A 24,438-nucleotide genomic window follows, 5' to 3' on the forward strand; every position below is an offset into this window, starting at 1 on the left:
ATCCGCGACGGCACGATCTTGCCGCGCTCCGAAACGTAGCGCTGCAGGAGCTTGACGTCCTTGTAGTCGATCTTCGGGGCGTTGGCGCCGGAGAACGGGCACACCTTGCGGCGGCGGAAGAACGGGCGGCGGGCGCCGCCGGAGGAAGCGCCAGCGGCCGGGGCGGCCGGAGCGTCGGTGGTGACGTCAGTCATCAGAAGGCCCCTTCACGAGCGGGCATGTCGTCGCGGCGTTCGCGGTCGCGATCGCGGCGGGCGAGGATCGGGGAGAGCTCGAGGTCCAGCTCTTCCACGCGGACGGTCATGTAGCGCAGCACGTCTTCGTTGATCGACAGCTGGCGTTCCATTTCCTTGACGGCCTCGGAGGGCGCGTCGATCGCGAGGAGCGAGTAGTGACCCTTGCGGTTCTTCTTGATCCGGTAGGTCAGGTTGCGCAGACCCCAGTACTCGATCTTGGCGACGTTGCCGCCGCCTTCTTCGATGAGGGCCTTGAGCTGGTCGTTCAGGGCTTCCGCCTGTTGCGGCGAGATATCCTGCCGCGAAATGACCACGTGTTCGTAGAGGGCCATATTTTCCTTCTTCCGGTAGGGAAGGCGGCGTGTCCGGCGGCGGAAGGTCCGCCGGAAACGATGGCTCTCAGCGCGGCGGCCGGGGGTTTCCCGACCCATTCGCGTTCCGCGTGAGACCGCCTTCCATTGAAGAGGCGGGCAGATAGGCGAAAATGACTGTTTGGGCAAGGGTTTTCGCCTTGCGGCCGGCGCCGGTATCGCCGAGCGTCCGCCCGTCCCCTCCTGGAGCCCGCCTCGATGCATCGCCCGCTGATTTTCGCCGCCGCCCTCGCGTTCGCCCAGCCCGCCCTCGCGCAGGCCCAGGCTCCGGCGCCGGCCCAGGCGGCCGTCAGCCCCCGCTCGGAGGCGCTGGTGCGCCGCCTCATGAAGGCGCTGGACATGGAAAAGCAGATGGACGCCCTGCTCACCGCCACCTTGCCGGGCTTCGCGGCGCGCATGAACAGCGGCGCCCAGCTGAGCGAGGCGGAAAAGACCTTGGTCCTGGACACCGCCCTCGAGACGATGCGCGAAGTCGTCACGCCGCGCCTCGTCGAAGCGGTGATCCCCCTCTACGCGGAGCACTACACCGAGGCCGAGCTCGCGGCGATGGTGACCTTCTACGAAAGTCCGGTCGGCGCCTCGATCATGGCCAAGACGCCCGCTATGGCCCCCAAGGTCGCCGCCGCGACACAGGCGCTGATGCCTGCCGCCATGGAAGAGATGCTGACGCGCCTGTGCACCAAGCTCGATTGCGCGCCCAGCGGGATCAAACCCCGGCGGTCGTGATCCCCGTCAGCGCCCGCGCTGGATCGCCTTGACGGCCGTCAGCGTCTGGCTGACGTGCTCGGTCGGGTCGGCCTTGGAGTAGGCGTGGACGATCTTGCCGTCGCGCGAGATCACATAGGACGTGCGGTCCGACCAGTCCGGCTTCATCGGCAGGATGGCGTCGTAGCGCCGGGCCACCTGGGCGCCCGGATCACCGGCCACCGGGAACTTGCCCGAGCACTTGTCGGTGTCGGCCGAGATTTTCTGCAGCTTGTCGAGGTTGCCGGCCGTCACTCCGATCACCGTCGCGCCGGCGGCGGCGAACTGCGGCATGGCGTCGGCGAACATCTTGGCTTCGAGGTTGCAGCCCTTGGTGTCGGCGGCCGGGAAGAAGTACAGCACCACCGGCCCCTTTTTGCGCGCCGCGGCGAGCGAGAAGGTGAGGGGCTTGCCGGCCTGGAAGCCCTTCGCGACGAAGTCCGGCGCCGCGTCCCCCGCCTTCAGAGCCGCGGCGGCGGGGCTGGCGGCGAACGCGGCGAGCGCGGCGAAGATGGCGAGCGACTTCATGGTGGCCTCCCGAAGGTTTCCGACGATGCTACTCGTCCTCAGGCGAAGACGAAATCCTCGACATCGAGCGAGCGCAGGCTCACGCCGACCAGGAAGATGCTGCTCTCGCCGTCCGGGGCGTTGATCCGCACGCCGAGCAGCGTCTGCTCGGCGTTCTCCATCATCTCATCGAAGCTGCCGAACACCGACGGAGAGATGGTGATGGTGTCGCCGGCGATCCACTTCAGGTCGTCGTCGCGGCCGCCCCAGCGGCTGCCGTGGCTGTCGCGTGCGTGCGAATGGCCGTGGTTGCGGCCCCAGCTGCCCCAGTGCCCCCAGTCGTCGTTGCAGCCGCGGCCTTCCCAGCGGCCCGAGCGGAAGTCGACGATGACGTCGCGGCCGAAGCCTTCGTCGAAGACGAAGTTGTCCTTGTCGTCGCCGCCGCACAGGGTGTCGTTGCCGGCTCCCCCGATGATCGTGTCGCAGTCGTCGCCGCCGGAGATCGTATCGGCGCCTTCGCCGCCGTCCAGCTTGTCGCGGTCGTCCTCGCCGAAGAGCCAGTCGTCGCCGGTCCCGCCCGAGATGGTGTCGTTGCCGTCGTCGCCCCACACCTTGTCGGAGCCGCCGTTGGCCGAGATCTTGTCGTTGCCTTCCAGGCCGTAGATCTTCTCGCGCGCCTCGGTGCCCTTCAGGCTGTCGGCCTTGCGGGCGCCCTTGATGTCCGGGCCGGCCGGCAACGGCTTGACCGTGATCGTCGCCGTCTGCTCCGACGAATACTCCGCCCCGTCGAAGGCCTTGTACTTGAAGGTGATGGTGCGGCTCGAGATCAGGCCCGCGTCGCCGTCCAGCGGCTGGACTTCGATCGTCCCATCCTCACCGACATAGACCCCCTCCGGCAGCTCGCCGACGGTCTGGAAGACGATGGGCTGCTCGGGGTCGCTTGACGTCGTGTTGTCGGCGTCGGTGGCGGTCAGCTTGCCGGTGAAGCTCTGGCCCGCGGTCACCGAGGCGGTGAAACCCTTGGCGACCGGCGCGTTGTTGGGAACCACCACCAGGTCGTCGAACGCGCCCCAGCCGCTGCCGCCCTCGACGCTCCAGCTGAAGTCGATCAGGCCGGCGTGGAATTCCTTCGGCAGGTTGATCGTCTCGAAGCCGATCTGGCCGTCGGTCGGCGCGCTGACCGTCCACTCGATCGTCGTGTAGTCGGACGCCCGCGTGGCCCGGAAGGTGAAGGTGACCGCCGAGGTTCCGGTGCGCGCGACGCCGCCGTCGAACGGGCCCCAGTCGAAGCCGTCGACCTTGATCGACTTGGCGCCGAACACCTCCTTCGTCCCGTCCCGTTTCACCGAGATGATGTCGCTGGAATAGTTGTTCAGGAAGTAGCCGCCGGCCGTGACGTTCGAGAACGACTTGCCGCTCCACAGCGCCTCGTTGAATTCCGGCGCCAGCTTCGCGAGCTCGCTGGTGATCGTATAGCCGTCTTCCGAATAGCTGACCGCGTAGCCCGGCTGGACCGCTTCGAAGTCGATGGTCGGCATGTGGATTCCTTACCGAGGGTCGCGCCGGCGTCTCACACCACTCCAGGTGGCGGAAGCTCGCGTGCGGACGCGCCGCGGAGTTTGTGCGGGAGGGAGGAGTGAGGAGGTTCTAGACGAAGACGAAGTTATCGATGTCGAGGGTCGACAACTTCACGTTCACCAGCATCAGGCTGTTGCCGAGGCCGTCTTCGATCAGGACGTTCTTGCCGTCCTGGCGGATCAGGCCTTCGTCGATCAGCGACAGCACGTCGTTCCAGTTGGCCATGGTCACCGAGGTGGCGAACTGCAGGACCTCGTTCTTGAAGTCGAAGTCCTTGACGACGTCCGCGCCCCAATCGACGTCGAACACGAAGAGGTCGGGGCTCTGGCCGCCGGTCAGGGTGTCCTCGCCGGCGCCGCCGACCAGGGTGTCCGTCCCGTTGCCGCCGAGCAGCACGTCGTTGCCCTCGCCGGCGCTCATGAAGTCGTCGCCGTTGCCGCCGTCGAGCAGGTCCGAGCCCGCGCCGCCGTCCAGCCAGTCGACGCCGTTGCCGCCGATCAGCTTGTCGGCGCCGGCCCCGCCACACAGCGAGTCCGTGCCGTTGCCGCCGTCCAGGGTGTCGGCCCCGCCCTTGCCGCACAGCGTGTCGCCGCTGTTGCCGCCGAAGATGCGCTCGCTGTTGTCGGTGCCGCACAGCGTCTGCGGGTGGTTGCCGCCGCGGATGTCGGCCCCGAGCGGAGCCGGCTTGACGGTGATCGTCGCGGTCTTCTCGGCCGAATATTCGGCGCCGTCGAAGGCCCGGAACTTGAAGCTGATGGTCCGCGCCGCCGACAGGTCGCCGTCGCCTTCCAGCGGCTCGACCTGCACCTCGCCGGTCTCGGAGACGTAGACGCCTTCCGGCAGGTCCCCGACGATCTCGAAGGTGATCGGCTGCAGCGCGTCGCCGCCCGCGTTGTCCGCGTCGCTCGCGGCCAGTTGGCCGGTGAAGGCCTGACCGCCCGTCACCGAGCCGGAGAAGGCGCTGGCCACCGGGGCGCTGTTCGGGACCACCACCAGATTGTCGAAGGCGCCCCAGCCGGTGCCGCCCATGACGCTCCAGCTGAAGTCGATCAGCCCGGCGTGGAATTCGCGCGGCAGCAGGATGGTCTGGAAGCCCACCAGCCCGTCCGTCGGCGCCGTCATCGTCCACTCGAACGTCACATAATCCGAGGCCCGGGTGGCGTAGAAGGTGAAGGTGACTTCCGACGTGCCGGTGCGGGCCACGGCGCCCTCGAACGGGCCCCAGTCAAACCCGTCGACCTGGATCGACTTGGCGCCGAACGTCGCGTTCGGACCGTCGCGGTGAATGCTGATGATGTCGCTGGCGTAGTTGTTCAGGAAATAGCCGCCGGCCGCGACGTTCGAGAACGACTTGCCGCTCCACAGCGCTTCGCTGAACTCGGGGGCCAGGTTCGCCAGCTGGCTGAACACGGTATAGCCGTCTTCCGAATAGGACACGGCATAGCCCGGCTGGACGCCTTCAAAGTCGATCGTCGGCATTATGGCCCCTCAAACGCCCCATTATGGTACAGCTTTTCGCCGCACTTGGCGATACTCGGTGCGCTGCCAGCAAAGGCTGCGCCAGACGAACTCTCAAACTTCAGTTGTAGGACGTCGTCACCACGAAGGTGCCGGTGTACGCGCCCCCGGGCGTGTCGCTGTCCAGGTCGAGCCGCCCGCCGACGAAGAAGCTCAGCGTTCCGGCGTTGCCGAGGCTGGAGCCGAGGGTCGGCGTCGCCGCCAGATTGTTGTTGGTCGTGACCGTCACCGATCCGCCGCCGGGGCTGGTCATCTGAAAGGTCGCCGGAATGTCGACGTCCAGCACCCGCCCGCCTTCGCCGCTCACCGTGTACTGGGCGCGGGTCGGGGAGGGGGTCAGAAGCCAGACCGCCCCCGAGTTAGTCCGTGCGCCGGTCGGGGCGAGTTCGACCCACCCGTCGCCGCTGTTGGGCCGCACGATGCGCCCGAAGCTGAGGTTGGCGTTCTTCGCCAGGGAGATGGCGCGATAGACCGTGGCCGTAGCGTTCCGCGCCGTGCCGGTCGACGACGGCGTGCTCGGCGAGGCGACGGCGCTGACATAGAAGCGTGACTGCGCCGCGCCGGTGGTGCCAGAGCTCTTGATCGGGAAGTCGGCCCCGAACTGCACCGTCAGCGACGAGTTCTTGGTGAACGGCCCGATCCTGAAGCTGACCGGGTCCGTGCCGGAGATGTTGGTCGGCGTGCCGCTGCCGGGCGCGACGGTGAAGTTGCTGAGGAAGCCGGCCCGCCCGGTCGAGGTGTTCAGCGAGCCGATCTTCACGTTGGCGTAGGCGCCGTTGCAGCTGTTGGTGTTGCCGCAGGAGATGGTGGCGACGCCGTAGGCCGCGCCGATGCTGACGCGCTGTCCGAAGCCGCTGCCGACCGTCACCAGGCCGGTAGAGGCGTCGATCTCGAAGACGGTGTCGCCCGAGGACCCAGCCGCGACATTGCCCAACGCCGGGCCGCTGGCGCCCGTCGTGAAGGTTTGCGCCGCTGCGCTCCCGGCTGAAAGCACGAGAGTGGACGCAAGCAGGAGTTGAGCTTTATTGATCCGGCCCCACATTGGCCACACATTACACCTCGGAATGCTCAATTGCACTCAAATAGACTGCGGCAAAGTTACTGCGTTTGCTCCAAGTTCTCTTGGCTGCGAGGTGCGAACTTCACCTCCGCTTTGACGTCCGGGGCGAAGCCGCCGTCGCCCTTGATCACCACCGTGTGCGGCTCCAGCAGGCTCATTCGCAACCGCGCCGCCTGCTCGGGCTCCAGCACCACCTTGTAGGTCCCGACCGGCAGGTTCTCGAAACTGGCCGAGCCGTCGAACTCGGTGGTCGAGTCGGCGGTGTAGCCGTTGTCGCCGACCAGTTGCACCTGCGCCGCCGACAGCCCGACCAGCGAGCCGTCCGGTCGTCGCAGCTGGATCAGCACCAGCACCTCGCCGGTCGGCTTCATCGGATAGCGCACGGTCGTGAAACTGCCGGCCCGCGGCGAGAACTGCACCGTGGTCGGGGGCGCCTGCACCGAGGTGTTCTCGACCTCGTCGAGGCCGACCAGCAGGCGGGCGGTCGGCCCGGCCCCGACGCCGGTGACGAAGGCTCGGCCGTTGGCGCCGGTGCGCACCCGGCGGTCGGCGCCCTCCAACACGATGTTCGGCACCGGCTCGTCGTCGCCGTCGAAGATGCCGTTGCCGTTGCGGTCGAGGAAGGCTTCGAACAGCACGCTGCCGCCCGAGCCTGGGCCCGGCCGGGTCATCTCGTAGCGGCCGATCGCCGGGTTGTAGCCGAGGCCGAAGTTGAGCTGGGCGCCCAGCCGCCAGACCTGGTCGCCGTTGTTGTATTCGCCGTTCAACGCCAGGTCGGCGAACCGCAGCCGGAAGATGCTGGCCGCCGTCAGGTTGAAGCCCTTGAGGTCGTTCAGCGGCTGGCCCACGCCGAAGCGCAGCGCGACGGTCTCGCTGATGTCGCGATCGGCGGTGATCGCCAGCGAGCGGGCCTCCAGCTCCGGCAGGATCTGGAAGTCGAGGCTCGAGCGCAGCTGCCACTTGTAGCCGCGGTAGGTCGAGCCGGCGAAGAAGCCGTTCAGGGTGTTCGTCGTGGCGCCGCGGCCGGTAATGCGCTGGAATTCGAGGCCGCCGGAATAGAGGATGCCGGCTCCGGTGCCCGAACCGCGCAGGCTGCCGAGCAACTCCCGCTGGCCGTCGGCATACTGGGTGCGCACGCCGCGCACCGACAGCGGGATCACCGCCCGAAACAGCCCCAGATTGCCATCGAAGGTCAGCTCGCTGCGGCGGGTGAGGGGACGGGTGATGTCGACGCCGATGCCGTTCTCGTCGATGAAACCGCCCTGGAACTCGGCGTGGCGCAGCACCGTCGAGACGCCGAACAGCTGACCGGCCATGCCGAGGGACGCCGCCGTGCCGCCGAAACTGTCGTAGCCGGCGTCGATCTGCGTTGAGAACCCGAACAGCGATGTGCGCAGCCCGAGGGCGTAGAGCTGCCGGTCGAGCTTGCGGGTCTCGCCGGGGATGTAGGCCGCCGCCGCCGCCAGGGTCAGGGTCGATGTCAGCCCGTAATTCAGGTTCGCCGCGGCCCGCAGGCCGCCGCGTCCGTTGTTGAAAGTCTGGTCGGCGTCCGGGTTGCGGAACCGGATCAGGTTCTCTTCCTGCTGGACGACGCCCAGTTCGAAGGTCGCCTCGCCACGACGCAGGACGCCGCCCCCGACATTGACGATCCGCGTGCTCTCGCTGCGCTCGCCGCGCGGGCCGTAGGTGACGATGCGGATGACGTTCAGCCCCTGCGAGAGGGGGACATTGAGGAACTCGTATCGGCCTTTGGCTGGGGTGTTCTGGCCGCTGCGCAGGATATTGTTGACGTATAGCTCGACGTCGTAGCCCAGCGGCAGCTCGCCGCGCAGGTCGATGCGGTTGAAGATGTTGGTCTCGTCCAGCGGCACGGTCGAGATCGCCATGCCGCGGCCGCCCATGCTGCGCGGGCCGAGCGCCAGGCCGGGCGTGAACACGTCGCCGACCGCGATGGCGCGGGCCTTCAGCGGGCCGAGCAGGCGCCCCTCCACCGACCGCCGCTCCAGCGTCAGTCGGGCTGTGGCCGGACGTCCGTTCTCATCCGACCCGACATAGCCCTGAAACCCGGTGTAGAGCAGGTCCGCTCCGACCCTGATGTCGTAGCGCAGCGGAAAGCGGTTATCACTGTTCTCAGCCCCGACCCCCAGCACCATGTCGAAGGCCGGCAGGCTGAACAGGCGATAGGGCGTCTCCGCCTTCAGCACTTCGTTCTTGGCCTCGAACTGCTGCATGGCGTCCCGGCGACGCGCCAGGCGCTGCATCCGACTCTGCACGGGCAGCAGTTCCGACGGCACGATCTTGACCGCCAGGGCCTCCGGATCGACCTGGAACTTCATCGGCAGCATGCGCTGCAACACCGAGGCGCGGACGAAGATGTCGCCCTCGTTGGCGACCACGTCGCCGGGGGCCAGCGGGATGTTGCGGCCGGCCTCCTGGGCCATGCCGCTCTTCAGGTCCACGACGAGGGAGCGACGGGCCTCGCCCAGCCGCCCGATGATCCGCCGTTCGGTCGGTAGGACCTCGACGTCCATCTCAAGAAGGCGGGTCAGTTCGCCGACCGCCAGATGCGGATCCTGTGGATCGCCATAGGCCGTCAGGCCGTCGGTCAGGGTCAGGTCGTCGAGATCGACCGAGAGCAGAAGCAGGGTGGCCGGGTCGAGTTCGCCGGCTCCAGCCGGAGGGGCGGCTGCGGGACTGGCGGCCGGCGGCGGCGCAGGCTGCGCCTGGGCTGCGGCCTCAGCGGCCGCGCCTTGCGATGCGCGGAAAATGGCAAGCGCGGCGGTGGCGGACCACGCGACGCACCTACGGGACCTGTTTCGCAAGGAGTTTGCCCGGAGAGGTGTCGTCGTCAGTGAACGTGATTTCGAGCTTCTCTCCGGCGCCCGGCGCCCGCGAAAGCGGGACGCGGACCGTGCGGCGGGCGACTTCCGTATAGACGCCGACGCCGCGGGCGATGCCGAGCGGCTCGCCGCTCTGGCCGGCCCGGCGGACTTCGACATTGCCGAACAGCGAGTTGGCCCCGGTACGGACGATGTCGAACGTCGCGATGGCCGTGCGTTGCGGCGCCGCCGTGCCGTCCGGCGAGATGTCGGCGTACTCGATGCGCAGGTTCTCGATCGCGGCGCGCACGTCCGGCTCGCCCAGGCGCACGATCGCCGGGATGGACAGCCCGAACACGGAGTTGATCTGGAAGCGGAGCTCGTTGGCCCCCGCGCCGGCGGCCGCCTCGGCCGTCAGGCCGGCGTCCCGGGGCGGGATGGTGGTGATGGTCAGGTGGCTGCGGAACTCGCCTTCACCCTCGGTGGTGTTGAGACGCAGCCGGATGGTCTGGCCCTGGCCGGGCGCGAGGTTCACCCGGCGTGGCGAGACGACCAGCATGCTCTGCGCCGACTTCAGCTTGTCGGCGACCGCCTTGGCTTCGGGCCGGTCGCCCGCGTCGGCGACGGCGATGATCTGGCCATCGGGCAGCATGACCCGGTCGATCAGGGCGATGTCGAAACTCGCCCCCGCCGTGCCCTGGTTATAGATGTAGACCGTCGCCGAGCGACGGTTGCGGTCGAAGGTGACGCGCTTCGGCGAGATGTTGAGGTTGGCGCCGACCGTCGTCGTCGAAACCGAAACCGGAGGCGCGGCGGGGGCCTGAGCTTGTGCTGCGAACGGCCCGAGCAGCGCGAGCATCGCAGCCGCAGCGGGGAGGGCGCGGCGCATCAGTTGTACTGAACCACGACCACCAGCAGGCCTTCGTAGCCCCCCGGCTCCACATTGCCGGCGGAGGCCAGCGACAGCGCGCCGCCGACGTTCACGCTCATGGAGTTACCGCCCAACGCGCCGCCGAGAACGACGCCCCCATTGGACACGCCCAGTTCGGCGTTGGTGTTGGTGCGGACGGTCAAGGCTTCGGTTCCCCCATTACGGACGACCGTGAAGCTTTCCGGCACGGCCATCGATACGGCGTCGCCAGCCTGTCCGCGAATAGTTAAGGTCGCGTTGCCCACGACCGGCGTGCCGACCGTGGCGCGCGAGGCGCCCGCCGCGGACTGGCCGGCGCTGCCCGCCACGTTCCCGGCGTTGACGGTCGGCAGGACGAGGGGGTTGATGATCTCGATGCCGGCCGGCTGCACGATCTGGGCCGAGACCGGGATCGAGGTGCTGGTCAGCGCGAAAGCCTGCGCGCAGCAGGCCAAAGCTGCTGCGGCGACTCCGATCATGAGCGGTGCTCGGGTCATTGCCGCGACTCTTAAGCCACTGGGGTTTATCGGGGCTGAACGGCCAATCCGCCCAGCCCCGATGAAACGCTTAGTTGTAGTTGATCACGGCCTGGATGTTGCCCGCAACCGCGCCGGCGGCCGCATTGGCCGGGACGCCGAGCGTGGCGCCCAGCTTGATGGTGCAGCTGGTGGCCGAAGCGGCGATCTGGGCGGAGGCGATGTTGCCCGTGCCGCCCGTGACGCCGCAGCCGTCGGTGGTGATGCCGCTCAGCGAGTAGTCGCCGACGACGTTGCCCGACGGGACGCTCGTGATCGACGGGGTGTAGGCGATGTTGAACGCCTGGGCGTCCTGGCCATTGATGACCACGCCGCCCGAGGTGGCGCCCGTGCCGCCGACCAGGGCGACGCCGCCGGTGGCCGAACGGGTGTTCGAGGTGGTGACGACGATCGTGCCCTGGGTCGAGCCCGGCGCCGCCGAGCCGAAGGCCAGCGGGGTCACGGTGCCGATCGTGATCGGACGGATGATCGTCGCGCTGGTGGTGACGTTGGCCGTTTCAGCCATCGCCGCCGTCGCCGCAACCGAGAGGGCGACGGCGACGCCGGCGCCGAAGATGGTGTTCCGAAGGGTAGTCATGTGTCGCCCCTGAATTAAAAGTGTTTGTTTAAGCAAACTGTTCTGACGCGGGACCTTGCCTTAACCGCTCTTTAGCTACACGTGGCGGTTTCAGCTTTGAACCTTATAGTTGTAGGTCGCCGTTTTAATCGTTGGTTATCCACGCCTCTATGTGCGGGCCTCTGGACTGTCAAGTTTCAACTGAACATTGGCCCTATAGTGGTTTTACGTAGTTCCTGGTCCCGATCTGGGACAGGGCTCCGAGGAGCAACCTGACTTTTGCAAAAGTCGTGCGCGGCCGATCTCCCGCTGAGTTTTCTTGCGCTCCGCCCCTGTAAACTCGCCTTCCAGAGGTAGAGCCGGCCCTCGTCTTGTCGATGACCCAGCGTTAGTTCGTCCCGCATTGAGGCCGCGAAATCGCCCTCTTTGAATCGGGCGAGGATGGACAACCACGGGTCGATCCGGGTTCAGATAGCGACGATCCGCCACGCCCATTCTGGGCGCGGGCGCGCCTTGCTTGCCGGGGGAGGGCTAATCCCCTAACCCTCCGGCCTCGGATTTTTCAGAGTGCTTGGAGCCGGCATGACTCTCGCCTTCATCTTCCCCGGACAGGGCAGCCAGGCGGTCGGCATAGGCGCCGAACTCGCCGACGCCTTCGCGACCGCCCGCGAAGTCTTCCAGGAAGTCGACGACGCCCTCGGCCAGAACCTGGCCCGACTGATGCGCGAGGGGCCTGAGGATCAGCTCACCCTGACCGAGAACGCCCAGCCGGCCTTGATGGCCGTCAGCGCCGCCGTCGCGCGGGTTCTGGAGCGCGATTTCGGGATCGGGCCGGACAGGGCGGCTTTCGTCGCCGGTCACAGCCTCGGCGAATACTCCGCGCTGGCCGCGGCCGGCGCGCTCACCCTGACTGACGCCGCCCGCCTCCTGAAGCTGCGCGGCCAGGCCATGCAGCGCGCCGTGCCGGTGGGCGAGGGGGCCATGGCCTCGCTGATCGGGCCCAAGACCGACGTGGCCCTGGCCGAAGCCGCCGCCGCCGAGGGCGCCAGGCTCGGGGTCTGCGTCGTCGCCAACGACAACAACCAGGGCAATGTGGTGATCTCCGGCGCCAAGGCGGCGGTGGATCGCGCCATCGAGGCGGCCAAGGAGCTCGGCGCCCGGGCCATCCCGCTGAACGTCTCAGCGCCCTTCCACTGCCCGCTGATGCAGCCCGCGGCCGACGAGATGGCCGCAGCCCTGGCCGAGGCGACCATCCTCGCCCCCCGCGCGCCGGTCGTCGCCAACGTCACCGCCCGCCCCACCAACGACCCCGAGGTCATCCGCCGCCTGCTCGTCGAGCAGGTCACCGGCCGCGTGCGCTGGCGCGAAAGCGTCCTGTGGCTGGCCGGGGAGGGCGGCGTCACCCGATTCGCCGAGGCCGGCGCCGGCAAGGTGCTGTCCGGCATGATCAAGCGAATCGCCCCCGAGGCCGAGGCCACGCCGCTCAACACACCGGCCGACCTCGAAGCCTTCGCCCAATCGCTCTAGAGACGAGAGACAGTCATGTTTGACCTTTCCGGCAAGACGGCGCTCGTCACCGGCGCGACCGGCGGCATCGGCGCCGAGATCGCCCGCGCCCTGCACGCCGCCGGCGCGCACGTGGTGCTGTCCGGCACGCGCGAGGCGGTCCTCAAAGAGCTGGCCGGCGAGCTCGGCGAGCGGACCAGCGTCGCTGCCGCCAACCTCTCTGATCCCGCCGCCGTCGATGGTCTGATCGAGGCGGCGGAAGCGGCCGCTGGCGCGCCGGTCGACATCCTCATCGCCAACGCCGGCATTACCCGCGACGGCCTTCTTCTGCGCATGAAGGACGAGGACTGGGAGGCGGTGATCAAGGTCAACCTGGAAAGCTACTTCCGCCTCGCCCGCGCCGCCGTGAAGGGCATGATGCGCCGCCGCAGCGGCCGGATCATCGGCATCACCTCGGTGGTCGGCGTCATGGGCAACCCGGGCCAGACCAACTACGCCGCCTCGAAGGCCGGCATGATCGGCTTTTCCAAGGCCCTGGGCCAGGAGGTCGCCAGCCGCGGCATCACGGTCAATTGCGTGGCCCCGGGCTTTATCGAAAGCCCGATGACCGACGCCCTGAACGAGCAGCAGAAGAGCCAGATCCTCGGCACGATCCCCGCCGGCCGCCTGGGCGCCGGCAAGGAGATCGCCGCGGCCTGCGTCTACCTCGCCAGCGAGGAGGCGGCCTACGTCACGGGCCAGACGCTGCACGTCAACGGCGGCATGGCGATGATCTAGCCTCGCCACCTCGAAACGAACATGCTACCGGCGTGGCCGAGCCGGGGACGGTTCGGCATGGTTGACTCCAGCCGCGCCGTCGCCGAATGCAGATTTTAGACTAAGCCTGAGGGACCTACCGAATGTCCGACGTTCTTGAACGCGTCCGTAAGATCGTCATCGAGCACCTCGACGCCGATCCCGAGAAGGTCACCGAAAAGGCGAGCTTCATCGACGACCTGGGCGCCGACAGCCTCGACAACGTTGAGCTGGTGATGGCCTTCGAAGAGGAGTTCGATATCGAAATCCCCGACGACGCCGCCGAGCACATCCAGACCGTCGGCGACGCCGTGAAGTTCATCCAGGAGCGTCTGGGCGCTTAAGCGCCTGTCCATGCTCTGAAATTATGCCGCCGCGTCGCCGAGGGAGATCCCCTTAGCCGCGGCGGTTCTCGTTTAAGGGTCCGCCATGCGTCGAGTCGTCGTCACCGGGATTGGCCTCGTCACCCCTTTGGGCGTGGGCGTCGATCACGTCTGGTCGCAGATCCTGGCCGGCAAGTCCGGCGCGGGCCGCATCAGCGCCTTCGATCCGGAAGCCTACGCCTGCCAGGTCGCCTGCGAAGTGCCGCGGGTCGATGGGCGCGGCGGCGGCGGACCGGACGTCGCCGGCTCCTTCGATCCCGACGCGACCCTGTCGCCCAAGGACCAGCGCCGGGTCGACGACTTCATCCTCTACGCCATCGCCGCCGCCGACGAGGCGGTGAAGGACAGCGGCTGGGCTCCTGGCGAGGACGACAACGAGGGCCGTGAGCGCACCGGCGTCATGATCGGCTCCGGCATCGGCGGCCTCGGGGCCATCGCCAACACGGCGATCGAGCTGCATGAGAAGGGCCCGCGACGCATCTCGCCATTCTTCATCCCCTCGGCGCTGATCAACCTGGCCAGCGGCCAGGTCTCGATCCGCCATGGCTTCAAGGGGCCGAATCACTCGGTGGTCACCGCCTGCGCCACCGGCGCTCACGCGATCGGCGACGCGGCCCGGATCATCAGGTACGGCGACGCCGACGTGATGGTGGCCGGCGGGGCCGAGGGCTCCGTGGTGCCGGTCGGCATCGCCGGCTTCATCGCCTGCCGGGCGATGTCCACCAGCTTCAACGACGACCCGCAGAAGGCCTCGCGCCCCTACGACAAGGACCGCGACGGCTTCGTGATGGGCGAAGGCGCGGGTGTCCTGGTGCTCGAGGAGTATGAGCACGCCAAGGCCCGCGGCGCGAAGGTCTACGCCGAGGTGATCGGCTACGGCATGGCCGGCGACGCCTATCACATCACCGCCCCGGCCGAGGACGGCGACGGCGGCTACCGCGCCATGCAGGCGGCGATCAAGGACGCGAAGATCGACCCGACCCAGATCGACTACATCAACGCCCACGGCACCTCGACGCCGCTCGGCGACGAGATCGAGCTCGGCGCCGTCGAGCGCATTCTCGGCGACGCCGCGGCCAAGGTGGTGATGAGCTCGACCAAGTCGGCGACCGGCCACCTGCTCGGCGCCGCCGGCGCCATCGAGGCGGCCTTCACCGTGCTCGCCATCCGCGACCAGGTCGCGCCGCCGACCATCAACCTCGACAACCCGTCGGTGGAGACGAAGATCAACCTGTGCCCGCACAAGCCGGTGCCGGTCGAGATCGACATCGCCATGTCCAACTCCTTCGGGTTCGGCGGCACCAACGCCTCGGTGATCTTCAAGAAGGTCGCGTGACCCGACGCTTCCGCCTCCGCCCTCGTCGGCGTCCCGTGCCGCGCAAGGCCGCGGCGGGGTCGCGGCATGCGGCGGGGCGGGCCGGGCTGGGGCTGGCGGCGCTCGTCGCCCTCCTGGCGCTCTGGGTGGTGTTCGCCTGGCGTGGCCCGGGGCCGCACGACAAACTGACGTCGGTGATCCTCGACCGCGGGGCCGGCCTGTCCCAGATCGCCGACGAACTGTCCGACGCCGGCGTCATCCGCTCGCGCGCCCTGTTCATGACCGCCGCCCGGCTCAGTGGCGCGGCGGCGCAGCTCAAGGCCGGGGAGTACGAGTTTCCGCGCGGCGCCTCCATGGCCCGCATTCTCGACGACATCCGCGCCGGCCGCGTCGTCCGCCACCTCGTCACCGTGCCGGAAGGCTGGACCAGCGAGATGGCCGCCGAGGCCGTCGCCCGCCAGCCGGTGCTGGCCGGCGCCGCGGCCGCTCCGGCCGAGGGCAGCCTGCTGCCCGACACCTACCAGGTCCAGCGCGGCGAGGACCGCGCCGCCGTCCTGCGCCGCATGGCCGACGCCCAGGACGCCCTGATGGCCGAGCTGTGGCCCAGGCGTCAGCCCGGCCTGCCGTTCACCACCCCGGCCGAAGCTCTGACCCTCGCCTCGATCGTCGAAAAGGAGACCGGCGTCGCCGCCGAGCGGCCGCGGGTCGCCGCGGTGTTCGTCAACCGCCTGCGCGCCGGCATGCGCTTGGAAAGCGACCCCACGATCATCTACGGGATCAGCAAGGGCCGACCGCTCGGCCGCGGCCTGCTGGCCTCGGAAGTCGCCGCGACGACGCCCTACAACACCTACCGGATCGACGGCCTGCCGCCGACGCCGATCGCCAATCCGGGCCGCGCCGCCATCGAGGCGGTGCTGAACCCGCCGAAGACGGCCGACCTGTTCTTCGTCGCCGACGGGACGGGCGGCCACGTTTTCGCCAGCACCTATCCGGACCACCTGCGCAACGTCGCCCGCTGGCGGCAGGTTGAACGCAGCCGTGCGGGAGACGCGAGATGACCCTCTCCGGCCCGATCCTGTCCGGCATGACCGGCTTCGGCCGGGCCGAAGGCGCCCATCAAGGCTGGACCTGGGCGGTGGAAGCCCGCTCGGTGAACGGCCGCACCCTCGAGACCCGCTACCGCGGCCCGGCCGGCTTCGACGGCCTCGAGCGCGCGGCCAAGGAGGCGGCGCAGGCCCGCTTCCAACGCGGTCAGGTCACCGTCGGCCTGCAGGCCCGCCGCGCCGAGGCGGCCGGCGCGGTGAAGATCGACGTCGCCCAGCTCGAACGCTACCTCGCCGCCGGCGCCCCCTATGTCGCCACCGGCATGGTCGCTCCGCCGCGCCTCGACGGCCTGCTGTCCCTGCGCGGCGTGCTGGAGACTTCCGACGCCCTCGAGGACCCCGAGGCGCTGGCGGGCCTGGAGTCCGCCATGGCCGCCTCGATCGCCCAGGCCATGGACGGCCTGCTCGCCGCCCGTCGGGACGAAGGCCAGGCCCTGCTCGGCGTCCTGACCGGTCAGATCGATCGCATCGCCGAGCTCGTCGCCGCCGCTGAGGCCCACGCCGCCGCCCAGCCCTTGGCGATCAAGGACCGGTTCCAGCGCCGCGTCGCCGAACTCGCCGGCGAGACCTTCCCGGAGGAGCGTGTCCTGCAGGAGGCCGCCGCCCTGGCCGCCAAGGCCGACGTCCGCGAGGAACTCGACCGTCTGACGGGCCATGTCGCCCAGGCCCGCACCTTGCTGGCCGGCGGCGGCGCCGTCGGGCGCCGACTGGATTTCCTGACTCAGGAGTTCATGCGGGAGGCCAACACCCTGTGCTCGAAGTCGGCGATCGGCGCCTTGACCGCCGTCGGCCTCGACCTCAAAGCGGTGATCGAACAGTTCCGCGAGCAGGTTCAGAACGTTGAATAAAGAGGCCGCCGTGACCACCGAGAAGCCGAGCCGCCGGGGCCTGCTGCTGCTGATCTCCTCGCCCTCGGGGGCGGGCAAGACCTCGCTGTCGCGCCGCCTGGTCGCCGACCACGCCGACCTCACCCTGTCGATCTCGGCCACCACCCGGCCGCCGCGCCCGGGCGAAGAGCACGCCCGCGAATACTATTTCGTCTCCGACGCCGAGTTCGACGAGATGGTCCAGGCCGGCGAGATGCTCGAATGGGCCAATGTCCACGATCACCGCTACGGCACGCCGCGCGCGCCGGTCATGGCCGCTCTGGAACAGGGCAAGGACGTCCTTTTCGACATCGACTGGCAGGGCGCCCGCTCGATCGCCGACAACGCCCCGGACGACAGCGTGCGGATCTTCATCCTGCCGCCGTCCATGCATGAGCTATCGCGCCGGTTGCACGCCCGGGCGCAGGACAGTCTTAATGTCATCGAAGGTCGCCTGACGCGGGCCTATGGCGAGATCGCCCAGTACCGCCTCTACGACTATGTGCTGGTCAACGTCGACTACGACCACGCCTACGCCGACCTCGCCCATATCTATCACGCCGAGCGCCTGCGGCGCGACCGCCAGGCCTGGTTGGGCCCTTTCGTCGAGACGCTGCTCGCCGAGAAGATCTAGGAAATCACCGTAGAAAAAGACGGGGATCTCGCTCCCCGGAGGGCGGTCGGCTCCCGTCCCAGGGGGGACGTACCGACTGCGGGCGATGTCACGGCTCTGCCCGCTCACCGTTCGGTCCCCTTCGGAAGCAACCGATGGGCGAGTATTTACCTAGCGGAAGCCGGCGCGCAACCTCCGCGCGACCCGAAATAGGCCAAGGCTGTATTCGCGGCCGGATCTGCCGATCATGGAGGCGACCGCCGTCGGCTGCTAAGAGCCTCCCATGACCGTCGTCGCCGCCTACGCCTATCGGGCCGGAGCCCGGGCCCGACCCCTGTCGCTCGACGGGGACGGCGGCCTCGACCTGGCGCCGGGCGAGGTCGCCTGGATCGGCCTCTTCGAGCCGGCGGAGCCGGAACTTCGCGTCCTCGCCCGCCGGTTCGCGCTCCACCCCCTGGCCGTCGAGGATGCGCTGAAGGCGCACCAGCTGCCCAAGGCCGAGGTCTACGACAACGAGCTGTTCGTGGTCGCCAAGACCGCCCACATCGCCGGCCACGACATCGCCTATGGCGAGACCCACGTCTTCCTCGGCCCCCAGCACATCGTCACCGTGCGCCACGGCTCGGCCCGCTCGCACAGTCAGCTGCGCTCCCAGCTCGAGGCTGCGCCCCGGCTCCTGGCGCACGGCGGCGACTTCATTCTGCACGCCGTCCTCGACTTCGTCGTCGACGGCTACGCCCCGGTGGTCGACGCCATGGAGGAGGAGGTGCTGGCCATGGAGCGCCACGCCCTCGACGCCTTCCTGACGCGGGGCGAGATCATGCGCATCTTCCAGCTGCGCGGCGAGCTGATGCGCTTCCGCCGCATCCTCGGGCCGATGGAAGAGATGGCGGCGCGCCTGGAACATCTGGAAACGCCGTGCATCGACCCGGAGGTGCGCCCCTACTTCCGCGACGTCGTCGACCACGTCCGCCGCGTCTCGGCGCGGGCCGACGGGCTGCGTGAGGTGCTGGCGTCGGTCTTCGAGGTCTCCAGCCTGCTGGAACAGCAGCGGCAGGGGGCGATCACCCGCAAGCTCGCCGCCTGGGCCGCGATCCTCGCCGTGCCGACCGCCATCGCCGGGATCTACGGCATGAATTTCGACGTCATGCCCGAACTGCGCTGGCGCTACGGCTATCCGGCCGTCCTCGCCGCCATCGTCCTGATCTGTCTCGGCCTCTGGGCCTGGTTCAAGCGGTCCCGCTGGCTTTGAGCCGGGCCCGCCGCAGGGTGTCGAGCGCCAGCAGCGCCATGGCCACCAGCAGCGGCAGCAGGAAATAGGCCAGCCGATAGCCCAGCAGCGCCGCCGCCAGCGGCGCCGCCGGGACGCCGCGCAGCAGCGCCGACAGCGACCCTTCGAACACCCCCGCGCCGGCCGGCACCGTCGACATCAGACCGGCGACGCAGGCGATCGCATAGGAGCCGACGAAGGCCAGGTAGTCGAGCGGGACCGCCGGCAGCAGGATCCAGATGATCGCCGCCGCCGTGGCGTTGTCGAGCGCCCCGATCGACAGCTGCACCAGGGCCTTGGCCGGCGAGGGCAGGGCGAAGGTCCGGCCGAAGGCGTGGATCGGCGCCCGGTGCAGGGCGCAGCCCAGCAGGTAGGCGCTGACGCCGCTCAGCAGCACCGTCCCCGTCGTCCGCGCCACCTGGGTCGAGATGGCGCTGGCCGCCAGCGCCTCGGTGCTCGCCGCCAGAAGGCCGATGCCGGCCAGGGTCGAGATGCCGACCGCGAACGAAAACCCCTGGAACAGCGTCGCGCCGGCGACCTGCGTCAGGCTCACGCCGTGGCGGTCGTAGAGCCGGGCCCGCACGGCGCCGGAAACCAGCAGGTTGGCGCCCAGGGCGTGAGCGATGGCGTTGGCGATGAACGCCGTCGCCAGCGTCGGCCCCCACGGCAGCCGCGCGCCCATCCAGGCCAGGCCGACTTTCTCGACCACGCCCATCAGCAGGAAAGAGACGGCCGACAGCGTCAGGGCCGCGCCGATCCGCGTGTGGCCCCAGCCGCGGATCTCGTCGGCGATCTCGCCGGGACGCAGCTCGTGATAATCCCGCCACAGCACCAGGGCGGCGACCCCCAGCAGGATCAGCGGGATCAGACGAAGGCCCCACCGCCGGAGCAGGGCGCTCAGCGGGGTGCGCCGGTCCGGCAGGGCGCCGGCCAGTTCGTCTTCCAGCGAATGCTCTTCCAACGGCGGTCCGGGTTTGTGCACGGCCCTGGTCTTTCAGGAGTCGTCCGCCCCGTCACCTTGCGGCGAACTGCGGCCGGGAACCGATCCCCAAGGCGCCGGTTCTTGCCGGAAAGGCCCTGGTGACGAAGGAGGCAGCCATGCGTCGCGACCACTGGCAGGATCGGGAAGACTACGAACGGCGCGCGCGCAGCGCCGACCGCGAGGATTTCGGTCAGGCGGACTATTCCACCGACTACCGGTACGACCCGCAAACGCGCACCGGCTACCGCGCCGGGCCGGACGATTACCGCCGCTCGGAACGCGAGCGCGACTACGCCCGCCGCATGAATTCCGGCGATTATCGTCGCGATGCCGATCTTCGCCCCGACCGTCATGGTCCCGACCGGCATGACCTGCACCGCCATGGCCTGGACCGCCCCGGCTCCGACCGCCACCGGGACGAACGCGACTATGACGAGCCGCGCACCTGGGGCGAGATGGCCACCGACTACTTCGTCGGCCGTCCGGTCGGCGCCGAACCCGACCATTCTCGCCGAACCCGCCGGCGCGGCTCCTCCGACCGGGTGCTCTGGGCGGTGATCGTCGAACGGCTGGAGGACGAGCGCCGTCTCGACCTGCGCGATGTCGAGGTGCTGGTCGAGAACGGCGAGGTGACGCTGAACGGCACGGTGCGCCGCCGCGACGACAAGCGCCGCATCGAGGACATCGCCGAGATCGACGGCGTGCGCCACGTGCAGAACAACCTGCGGGTCCGCGACCGCGGGGGCTGGGGCCTCTTCTAGGCCTTGCGCGGGAAGCGCCGGCGGAAGCGTTCGACGACGACCGGCGCCGCCGCCGCGGCCAGCCCGCCGAGGTCTGCGACCCAGTTGTCGATCAGCGGCGTCAGGGCCGCTCCAGAGAACAGATGGGCGGCCTCCAGCACTGTCGCGAACAGCGCCACCAACAGCGCCGCATTGCGCAGCCGCGCCCGTGGCATGGCCGACAAGGCGCACAGCATGAGGACATAGAAGGCCGCGAAGTGCTGCAGGTAGTGCGAGCGCACGAACTGCGGTACCAGTTCGCGCGGCAGGAACACCGCGATGGCGATCGCCAGCGCCGCCCCCACGAAACTCAGCCGCGCCAACACGGCCAGCGGGCCCGCGTCGGGATAGCGTCCGTCGCCGAACAGGCTGCGATCGTCAGTCATGCGACGAGCCTAGGGGCCCAGGGAACTTCCCGCCACTGCCAAGGCGTTCTTTAGGTCATGAGCAAGCCGATCACCGTCGACATTCCCCACGAACTCGGCCGCGAAGAGGCCCGCCGACGGATCGAGGAAGGCTTTGGCCGTTTCTCCAGCCAGCTCGGCGCCGTCGCCGGCGCTGTGTCGCGCGACTGGGACGGCGACATGATGCGCTTCTCGCTCCAGGCCATGGGCCAGGCTATCAGCGGCCACATCGCCGTTGCAGAGAAGTCGGTCCGCCTGGAAGTGCTCCTTCCCGGCATCCTTGGCATGATCGCCGGCAAGCTGAAGGGCCGTCTGAAGAACGAAGGCCAGATTCTGCTCGAAAAGAAGTAGCGCGCGCCTAGCCCCGCCGCTCCAGCCAAGCGTCGGCCAGGTCCAGGAACCCCGCCACCGGCACCGTCTCCGCCCGCGCCTGCGGGTCGAGGCCGGCCGCCAGGATCAGGTCCTCGCCGCCCAGCGCCTTCAGGCTCGCCCGCAGCATCTTGCGCCGCTGGCCGAACGCCGCCGCCGTCAGCTTCTGCAGGGCGTCCAGCCGCCTTGGCTCGGGTCGATCGGGGCGCGGCACGAGGCGGACGATGGCCGAATCGACTTTCGGCGGCGGGGTGAAGGCGCGGGCCGGGACGTCCATCACCAGCTTCGCCTCGCAGATCGCCTGGGCGATCACGCCGAGCCGGCCATAGGCGCCGGCCCCCGGCGGCGCGACGATCCGGTCGGCGACCTCCTTCTGGAACATCAGGGTCAGGGACGCCGGGGTCCACGGCTCGGTCAGCCACTTGATCAGCAGCGGGGTGCCGACGTTGTAGGGGAGGTTCGAGACGATGTGCGCCGCCGCGCCGCCCGCCAGCGCCGCCTCGTCCACCGCCAGGGCGTCGCCCAGCACCAGCGTCAGCTCGCCCGCCGCCGCCAGGTCCTCCAACAGCGGCCGGAACCGCTCGTCCTTCTCGACGGCCGTGACGCGGGCTCCGGTCTCCATCAACGCCCGGGTCAGGCCGCCGGGTCCGGGGCCGACCTCGATCACCACGTCGCCTTCGCCGACCTCGGCCAGACGGGCGATCTTGCGGGTGATGTTGAGGTCGAGGAGGAAGTGCTGTCCGAACGCCTTCTTGGCCATCAGGCCATGCGCCGCCAGCGCCTCGCGCAGCGGCGGCAGCGCGTCGAGCGAGGTCATGCGCCGGCCCGTTGCCGGGCGATCCGGTCGGCGAGGCGAACCGCGGCGATCAGGCTGTCAGGCCGCGCCAGCCCGCGGCCGGCAATGTCGAAGGCGGTGCCGTGGTCGGGCGAGGTGCGCACGATCGGCAGGCCCAGGGTGACGTTCACGCCGCCCCAGAAGTCGAGCATCTTCACCGGGATCAGCGCCTGGTCGTGGTAGAGGCAGACGGCGGCGTCGTACTTGGCGCGCATCTCCTCGGGGAACAGGGTGTCGGCGGGGTAGGGGCCGGAGGCGTTGACGCCCAGGTCGCGCAGGGCCCGCACCGCCGGCTCGACGACCTCGATCTCCTCACGACCGATGCCGCCGCTCTCGCCGGCGTGGGGGTTCAGGCCGGCCACCGCGACGCGCGGCGCGGCGATCCCGAAGTCGCGGCGGAGCGCCTGGGCGGTCACCAGGCCGGCGTTGACGATCCGGTCGATGGTGACGAGGCCGGGAACCTTGGCCAAAGGCGTGTGGATGGTGACCAGCGTGACCCGCAGGTCCGCCGCCGTCAGCATCATCACCGGCCCGCGGGCTCCGTCATAGCGCGTCGCCTCGGTCAGCTCGCCGAGGAACTCGGTGTGGCCGGGAAACTTGAAGCCGGCCTCGTAGAGCGGCGCCTTGGCGATCGGCGCGGTGACGACGCCGGCCACGTCGCCGCGCAACGCCAGGCCCACCGCCGTCTCGATCCACTGGACGATGGCCGGCGCGGCCGCCGCCGAGGGCTGGCCCGCCACCACCGGGGCCCGCAGGGGCAGGTCGAGGACGGGCAGGGCGCTCGCGAACAGGCGGCCCGCCTCGTCTGGCGTCGTCACCCGCTGGATAATCGCGGCCCCCGCCGACGAGGCTGAGGCCAGGGCCTGGAAGTCGCCGACCACCATGAAGGCCGGCCCGGCGGCGCGTAGCGCATGCCAGGCCTTGACGACGATCTCGGGCCCGACCCCGGCCGGGTCGCCGAGCGTGAGGGCCAGCGGGCCTGGTTTCACCTGGTCTCGATGGTTGCGGAACCGCGCAGGTCGCGCATGTAGCGCCGGGCGATCATCGACAGCTGCTGGCCATAGAGCCGGCTCTCGATCTCGTCGCGGTTCAGCTGGCTTTCACCCGCCGCCCGTCGGCCGCAGACCGCTAGGACATGGAGGCCGGCGCTGGTGCGAATCGGCTCCGACAGCTGGCCGACCTGGAGGCCCTGGGCCGCCTGGCGGAACTGGTCGGATAGGTCGGCGATTTCGGCTTCCCCGAGGTCGCCCGCGATCACGCCTTGGGTGCGGCCGGCGGCCTGTTCCAGGTCGGAACAGCCGGTGGCGGCGGCGCGCACCGCCTCCAGCTTGACCTTGGCGGCGGCCTCGTCGCCGGCGCTGGCGCCCGCCGGCAGCGGCACGGCCGCCTGCTTGAGGTTGATCAGCGTCCCGCCGCCGCCGGCGCGCTTATCGCGCAGGTGGACGATGTAGACCCCGTCGCGCACCGGGATTGGCTGCGACAGCTGGCCGGGGCGCAGCTGCTCGAGGGCCGCGTCGACCTCCGGCGGCAACTCGCCGGGGCTGATCCAGCCGGCGTCGCCGCCGTTCGCCGCGGTGCCGGACGCCGAGAACTGCCGGGCCACCGCCGCGAACGGCGCGCCCTGCTGCATCTGGGCGACGAGTTGCGTCGCCCCCTGGACCGCGTTCTGCATGCCGCCGACCCGGTTGGCGTCGATGAACACTTCCGAGACCTGGTACTGCGGCTTGCTCGCCGCCGCCTGCAGGCGCTGCAGGGTGGCGTTGATCTGGTCGTCGCCGATCCGCAGGCGCGAGCCGTAGCGGCCGCGGATCCAGCGCTGCCAGCTCATCTGGGCGCGGATCTGCTGGTAGAGCGTCTCGGGATCGATGCCCTGGGCGCGCAGGGCGTTCACGAACTGCTCGGGCCGCATGTTGTTCTGCTGGGCCATCGAGGCCAGCTCGCTCTCGACTTCCTCGTTGGTGGCGACGAGGTCCATCTTCTGCTGTCGCGCCTGGCTGCGCAGCTCCTGCAGCTGCAGCTGCTCGTCGACCAACGAGACCAGGGCCTCACGCTGGAACTGCGGCAGGTTCTGCTGCGTCGGCTGGACGCCGGAGGTGGCGATCAGCAACCGCATCCGCTGGGCGAGGTCGTAGGTCGAGATGATCTCGTCGTTGACGATCGCCGCCACCGACTCCGACAGCGTGCCCGCCGGGGCGGGAACAGGCGCGACCGTCGGGGCCTGGGTGGCGGCTGGCTGGGCGGCCGGACCGCCGCCGATCGAGCCGCGCATGCCCTGGGCCTGAGCCAGCGGCGGGCAGGCGACCAGCAGGGCGGCGGCCAGCGCCGCGCCCCGCGCCGCGCGGCCCGTGACGAAACCCGGTTGCATCATGGACGAGGTCATTCC

General features: G+C 69.5%; 26 protein-coding genes. 11 read left to right on the forward strand and 15 right to left on the reverse strand.

Annotated elements, in window-relative coordinates; translation table 11 throughout:
* Positions 1–194: 30S ribosomal protein S18 (gene rpsR / locus ACILRF_RS03090; protein ID WP_395670803.1), on the reverse strand; the 194-nt coding region annotated here is incomplete at its 3' end.
* The gene (gene rpsF / locus ACILRF_RS03095; protein WP_395670804.1) at positions 194–568 is read right to left on the reverse strand and encodes a 30S ribosomal protein S6; all 375 of its coding nucleotides are present in this window, start codon (positions 566–568) and stop codon (positions 194–196) included. The genes rpsR and rpsF, both read right to left, overlap by 1 nt.
* Positions 569–805: 237 nt before the next feature.
* On the opposite strand from rpsF, the gene ACILRF_RS03100 reads away from it, so the two are divergent.
* Complete coding sequence (locus ACILRF_RS03100) at positions 806–1,333, forward strand: DUF2059 domain-containing protein (RefSeq protein ID WP_395670805.1); 528 nt, start codon at positions 806–808, stop codon at positions 1,331–1,333.
* Between the two features lie 6 nt (positions 1,334–1,339).
* Here ACILRF_RS03100 and ACILRF_RS03105 read toward each other — a convergent pair whose 3' ends face one another.
* The 8 genes from ACILRF_RS03105 to ACILRF_RS03140 form a co-directional block, all read right to left on the reverse strand.
* The gene (locus ACILRF_RS03105) at positions 1,340–1,879 is read right to left on the reverse strand and encodes a peroxiredoxin (protein WP_395670806.1); all 540 of its coding nucleotides are present in this window, start codon (positions 1,877–1,879) and stop codon (positions 1,340–1,342) included.
* Positions 1,880–1,917: 38 nt separating this feature from the next.
* Positions 1,918–3,396, reverse strand: a complete 1,479-nt coding sequence (locus ACILRF_RS03110) for a calcium-binding protein (RefSeq protein WP_395670807.1) — start codon at positions 3,394–3,396, stop codon at positions 1,918–1,920.
* A 109-nt stretch (positions 3,397–3,505) separates the two neighbouring features.
* Positions 3,506–4,915: a calcium-binding protein gene (locus tag ACILRF_RS03115; protein ID WP_395670808.1), complete on the reverse strand. Its 1,410-nt coding sequence runs from the start codon at positions 4,913–4,915 to the stop codon at positions 3,506–3,508.
* Between the two features lie 100 nt (positions 4,916–5,015).
* Positions 5,016–5,948, reverse strand: a complete 933-nt coding sequence (locus ACILRF_RS03120; RefSeq protein WP_395670809.1) for a DUF4402 domain-containing protein — start codon at positions 5,946–5,948, stop codon at positions 5,016–5,018.
* A 104-nt stretch (positions 5,949–6,052) separates the two neighbouring features.
* On the reverse strand, positions 6,053–8,836 hold the full coding sequence (locus ACILRF_RS03125) for a collagen binding domain-containing protein (RefSeq protein ID WP_395670810.1): 2,784 nt from the start codon (positions 8,834–8,836) through the stop codon (positions 6,053–6,055).
* Positions 8,817–9,722 carry a hypothetical protein gene (locus ACILRF_RS03130; RefSeq protein WP_395670811.1) on the reverse strand — a complete coding sequence of 302 codons (906 nt, stop codon included), beginning with the start codon at positions 9,720–9,722 and terminating at the stop codon, positions 8,817–8,819. Before ACILRF_RS03130 ends, ACILRF_RS03125 begins: the two co-directional genes overlap by 20 nt.
* Positions 9,722–10,240, reverse strand: coding sequence for a DUF4402 domain-containing protein (locus ACILRF_RS03135; RefSeq protein ID WP_395670812.1), 519 nt, complete (start codon positions 10,238–10,240; stop codon positions 9,722–9,724). The genes ACILRF_RS03130 and ACILRF_RS03135 overlap by 1 nt, the downstream gene beginning before the upstream one ends.
* 70 nt (positions 10,241–10,310) lie before the next feature.
* Complete coding sequence (locus ACILRF_RS03140; RefSeq protein ID WP_395670813.1) at positions 10,311–10,856, reverse strand: DUF4402 domain-containing protein; 546 nt, start codon at positions 10,854–10,856, stop codon at positions 10,311–10,313.
* A 561-nt stretch (positions 10,857–11,417) separates the two neighbouring features.
* Between ACILRF_RS03140 and fabD the strand changes: the two genes are divergently transcribed.
* From fabD to ACILRF_RS03180, 8 genes are all read left to right on the forward strand, one after another.
* Complete coding sequence (gene fabD, locus ACILRF_RS03145; protein WP_395670814.1) at positions 11,418–12,362, forward strand: ACP S-malonyltransferase; 945 nt, start codon at positions 11,418–11,420, stop codon at positions 12,360–12,362.
* Positions 12,363–12,377: 15 nt separating this feature from the next.
* Positions 12,378–13,118 (forward strand): 3-oxoacyl-[acyl-carrier-protein] reductase, encoded by a 741-nt coding sequence (gene fabG / locus ACILRF_RS03150; protein WP_395670815.1) that lies wholly within the window; start codon positions 12,378–12,380, stop codon positions 13,116–13,118.
* A 122-nt stretch (positions 13,119–13,240) separates the two neighbouring features.
* On the forward strand, positions 13,241–13,480 hold the full coding sequence (locus ACILRF_RS03155; protein WP_012522113.1) for an acyl carrier protein: 240 nt from the start codon (positions 13,241–13,243) through the stop codon (positions 13,478–13,480).
* 85 nt (positions 13,481–13,565) lie between these two features.
* Complete coding sequence (gene fabF, locus ACILRF_RS03160) at positions 13,566–14,855, forward strand: beta-ketoacyl-ACP synthase II (RefSeq protein WP_395670816.1); 1,290 nt, start codon at positions 13,566–13,568, stop codon at positions 14,853–14,855.
* Positions 14,852–15,892, forward strand: coding sequence for an endolytic transglycosylase MltG (gene mltG, locus ACILRF_RS03165; protein ID WP_395670817.1), 1,041 nt, complete (start codon positions 14,852–14,854; stop codon positions 15,890–15,892). Before fabF ends, mltG begins: the two co-directional genes overlap by 4 nt.
* On the forward strand, positions 15,889–16,785 hold the full coding sequence (locus ACILRF_RS03170; protein ID WP_395670818.1) for a YicC/YloC family endoribonuclease: 897 nt from the start codon (positions 15,889–15,891) through the stop codon (positions 16,783–16,785). The genes mltG and ACILRF_RS03170 overlap by 4 nt, the downstream gene beginning before the upstream one ends.
* Positions 16,786–16,795: 10 nt before the next feature.
* On the forward strand, positions 16,796–17,437 hold the full coding sequence (gene gmk / locus ACILRF_RS03175; RefSeq protein ID WP_395670819.1) for a guanylate kinase: 642 nt from the start codon (positions 16,796–16,798) through the stop codon (positions 17,435–17,437).
* A gap of 262 nt (positions 17,438–17,699) precedes the next feature.
* Positions 17,700–18,668, forward strand: a complete 969-nt coding sequence (locus ACILRF_RS03180; RefSeq protein ID WP_395670820.1) for a magnesium and cobalt transport protein CorA — start codon at positions 17,700–17,702, stop codon at positions 18,666–18,668.
* Here ACILRF_RS03180 and ACILRF_RS03185 read toward each other — a convergent pair.
* Positions 18,646–19,668 carry a YbhN family protein gene (locus tag ACILRF_RS03185; protein ID WP_395670821.1) on the reverse strand — a complete coding sequence of 341 codons (1,023 nt, stop codon included), beginning with the start codon at positions 19,666–19,668 and terminating at the stop codon, positions 18,646–18,648. The genes ACILRF_RS03180 and ACILRF_RS03185 overlap by 23 nt on opposite strands.
* 116 nt (positions 19,669–19,784) lie before the next feature.
* Here ACILRF_RS03185 and ACILRF_RS03190 point away from each other — a divergent pair, with 116 nt between their 5' ends.
* On the forward strand, positions 19,785–20,429 hold the full coding sequence (locus ACILRF_RS03190) for a BON domain-containing protein (RefSeq protein ID WP_395670822.1): 645 nt from the start codon (positions 19,785–19,787) through the stop codon (positions 20,427–20,429).
* Here ACILRF_RS03190 and ACILRF_RS03195 read toward each other — a convergent pair.
* On the reverse strand, positions 20,426–20,833 hold the full coding sequence (locus ACILRF_RS03195; RefSeq protein WP_395670823.1) for a hypothetical protein: 408 nt from the start codon (positions 20,831–20,833) through the stop codon (positions 20,426–20,428). The two genes, ACILRF_RS03190 and ACILRF_RS03195, sit on opposite strands and share 4 nt — an antisense overlap.
* Before the next feature lie 57 nt (positions 20,834–20,890).
* Here ACILRF_RS03195 and ACILRF_RS03200 point away from each other — a divergent pair, with 57 nt between their 5' ends.
* Positions 20,891–21,202 (forward strand): polyhydroxyalkanoic acid system family protein, encoded by a 312-nt coding sequence (locus ACILRF_RS03200; RefSeq protein ID WP_395670824.1) that lies wholly within the window; start codon positions 20,891–20,893, stop codon positions 21,200–21,202.
* Between the two features lie 7 nt (positions 21,203–21,209).
* Here the strand turns inward: ACILRF_RS03200 and rsmA are convergent, their stop codons facing one another.
* From rsmA to ACILRF_RS03215, 3 genes are read right to left on the reverse strand one after another with little or no spacing between them, the layout of a single operon-like run.
* Entirely contained in the window at positions 21,210–22,037 is an 828-nt protein-coding gene (rsmA, locus tag ACILRF_RS03205; protein ID WP_395670825.1) for a 16S rRNA (adenine(1518)-N(6)/adenine(1519)-N(6))-dimethyltransferase RsmA, read from the reverse strand.
* Positions 22,034–23,044 (reverse strand): 4-hydroxythreonine-4-phosphate dehydrogenase PdxA, encoded by a 1,011-nt coding sequence (gene pdxA, locus ACILRF_RS03210; protein ID WP_395670826.1) that lies wholly within the window; start codon positions 23,042–23,044, stop codon positions 22,034–22,036. The genes rsmA and pdxA overlap by 4 nt, the downstream gene beginning before the upstream one ends.
* Positions 23,041–24,435 carry a peptidylprolyl isomerase gene (locus ACILRF_RS03215; protein WP_395670827.1) on the reverse strand — a complete coding sequence of 465 codons (1,395 nt, stop codon included), beginning with the start codon at positions 24,433–24,435 and terminating at the stop codon, positions 23,041–23,043. The genes pdxA and ACILRF_RS03215 overlap by 4 nt, the downstream gene beginning before the upstream one ends.
* Positions 24,436–24,438: the final 3 nt, after the last annotated feature.

The organism is Phenylobacterium sp. (assembly GCF_044236515.1).
In the GTDB taxonomy this organism is placed as follows: Bacteria; Pseudomonadota; Alphaproteobacteria; order Caulobacterales; family Caulobacteraceae; genus Phenylobacterium.

Excerpts from the sequence above, each read along its gene's own strand:
- ACILRF_RS03130 (WP_395670811.1), bottom strand. The coding sequence starts at position 9,722 with ATGCGCCGCGCCCTCCCCGCTGCGGCTGCGATGCTCGCGCTGCTCGGG.
- fabG (WP_395670815.1), top strand. The coding sequence starts at position 12,378 with ATGTTTGACCTTTCCGGCAAGACGGCGCTCGTCACCGGCGCGACCGGC.
- ACILRF_RS03135 (WP_395670812.1), bottom strand. The coding sequence starts at position 10,240 with ATGACCCGAGCACCGCTCATGATCGGAGTCGCCGCAGCAGCTTTGGCC.
- ACILRF_RS03190 (WP_395670822.1), top strand. The coding sequence starts at position 19,785 with ATGCGTCGCGACCACTGGCAGGATCGGGAAGACTACGAACGGCGCGCG.
- fabF (WP_395670816.1), top strand. The coding sequence starts at position 13,566 with ATGCGTCGAGTCGTCGTCACCGGGATTGGCCTCGTCACCCCTTTGGGC.
- ACILRF_RS03110 (WP_395670807.1), bottom strand. The coding sequence starts at position 3,396 with ATGCCGACCATCGACTTCGAAGCGGTCCAGCCGGGCTACGCGGTCAGC.
- ACILRF_RS03170 (WP_395670818.1), top strand. The coding sequence starts at position 15,889 with ATGACCCTCTCCGGCCCGATCCTGTCCGGCATGACCGGCTTCGGCCGG.
- ACILRF_RS03100 (WP_395670805.1), top strand. The coding sequence starts at position 806 with ATGCATCGCCCGCTGATTTTCGCCGCCGCCCTCGCGTTCGCCCAGCCC.
- ACILRF_RS03200 (WP_395670824.1), top strand. The coding sequence starts at position 20,891 with ATGAGCAAGCCGATCACCGTCGACATTCCCCACGAACTCGGCCGCGAA.
- ACILRF_RS03215 (WP_395670827.1), bottom strand. The coding sequence starts at position 24,435 with ATGACCTCGTCCATGATGCAACCGGGTTTCGTCACGGGCCGCGCGGCG.
- ACILRF_RS03115 (WP_395670808.1), bottom strand. The coding sequence starts at position 4,915 with ATGCCGACGATCGACTTTGAAGGCGTCCAGCCGGGCTATGCCGTGTCC.
- rsmA (WP_395670825.1), bottom strand. The coding sequence starts at position 22,037 with ATGACCTCGCTCGACGCGCTGCCGCCGCTGCGCGAGGCGCTGGCGGCG.
- ACILRF_RS03155 (WP_012522113.1), top strand. The coding sequence starts at position 13,241 with ATGTCCGACGTTCTTGAACGCGTCCGTAAGATCGTCATCGAGCACCTC.
- ACILRF_RS03105 (WP_395670806.1), bottom strand. The coding sequence starts at position 1,879 with ATGAAGTCGCTCGCCATCTTCGCCGCGCTCGCCGCGTTCGCCGCCAGC.
- fabD (WP_395670814.1), top strand. The coding sequence starts at position 11,418 with ATGACTCTCGCCTTCATCTTCCCCGGACAGGGCAGCCAGGCGGTCGGC.
- ACILRF_RS03180 (WP_395670820.1), top strand. The coding sequence starts at position 17,700 with ATGACCGTCGTCGCCGCCTACGCCTATCGGGCCGGAGCCCGGGCCCGA.
- ACILRF_RS03195 (WP_395670823.1), bottom strand. The coding sequence starts at position 20,833 with ATGACTGACGATCGCAGCCTGTTCGGCGACGGACGCTATCCCGACGCG.
- rpsF (WP_395670804.1), bottom strand. The coding sequence starts at position 568 with ATGGCCCTCTACGAACACGTGGTCATTTCGCGGCAGGATATCTCGCCG.
- ACILRF_RS03140 (WP_395670813.1), bottom strand. The coding sequence starts at position 10,856 with ATGACTACCCTTCGGAACACCATCTTCGGCGCCGGCGTCGCCGTCGCC.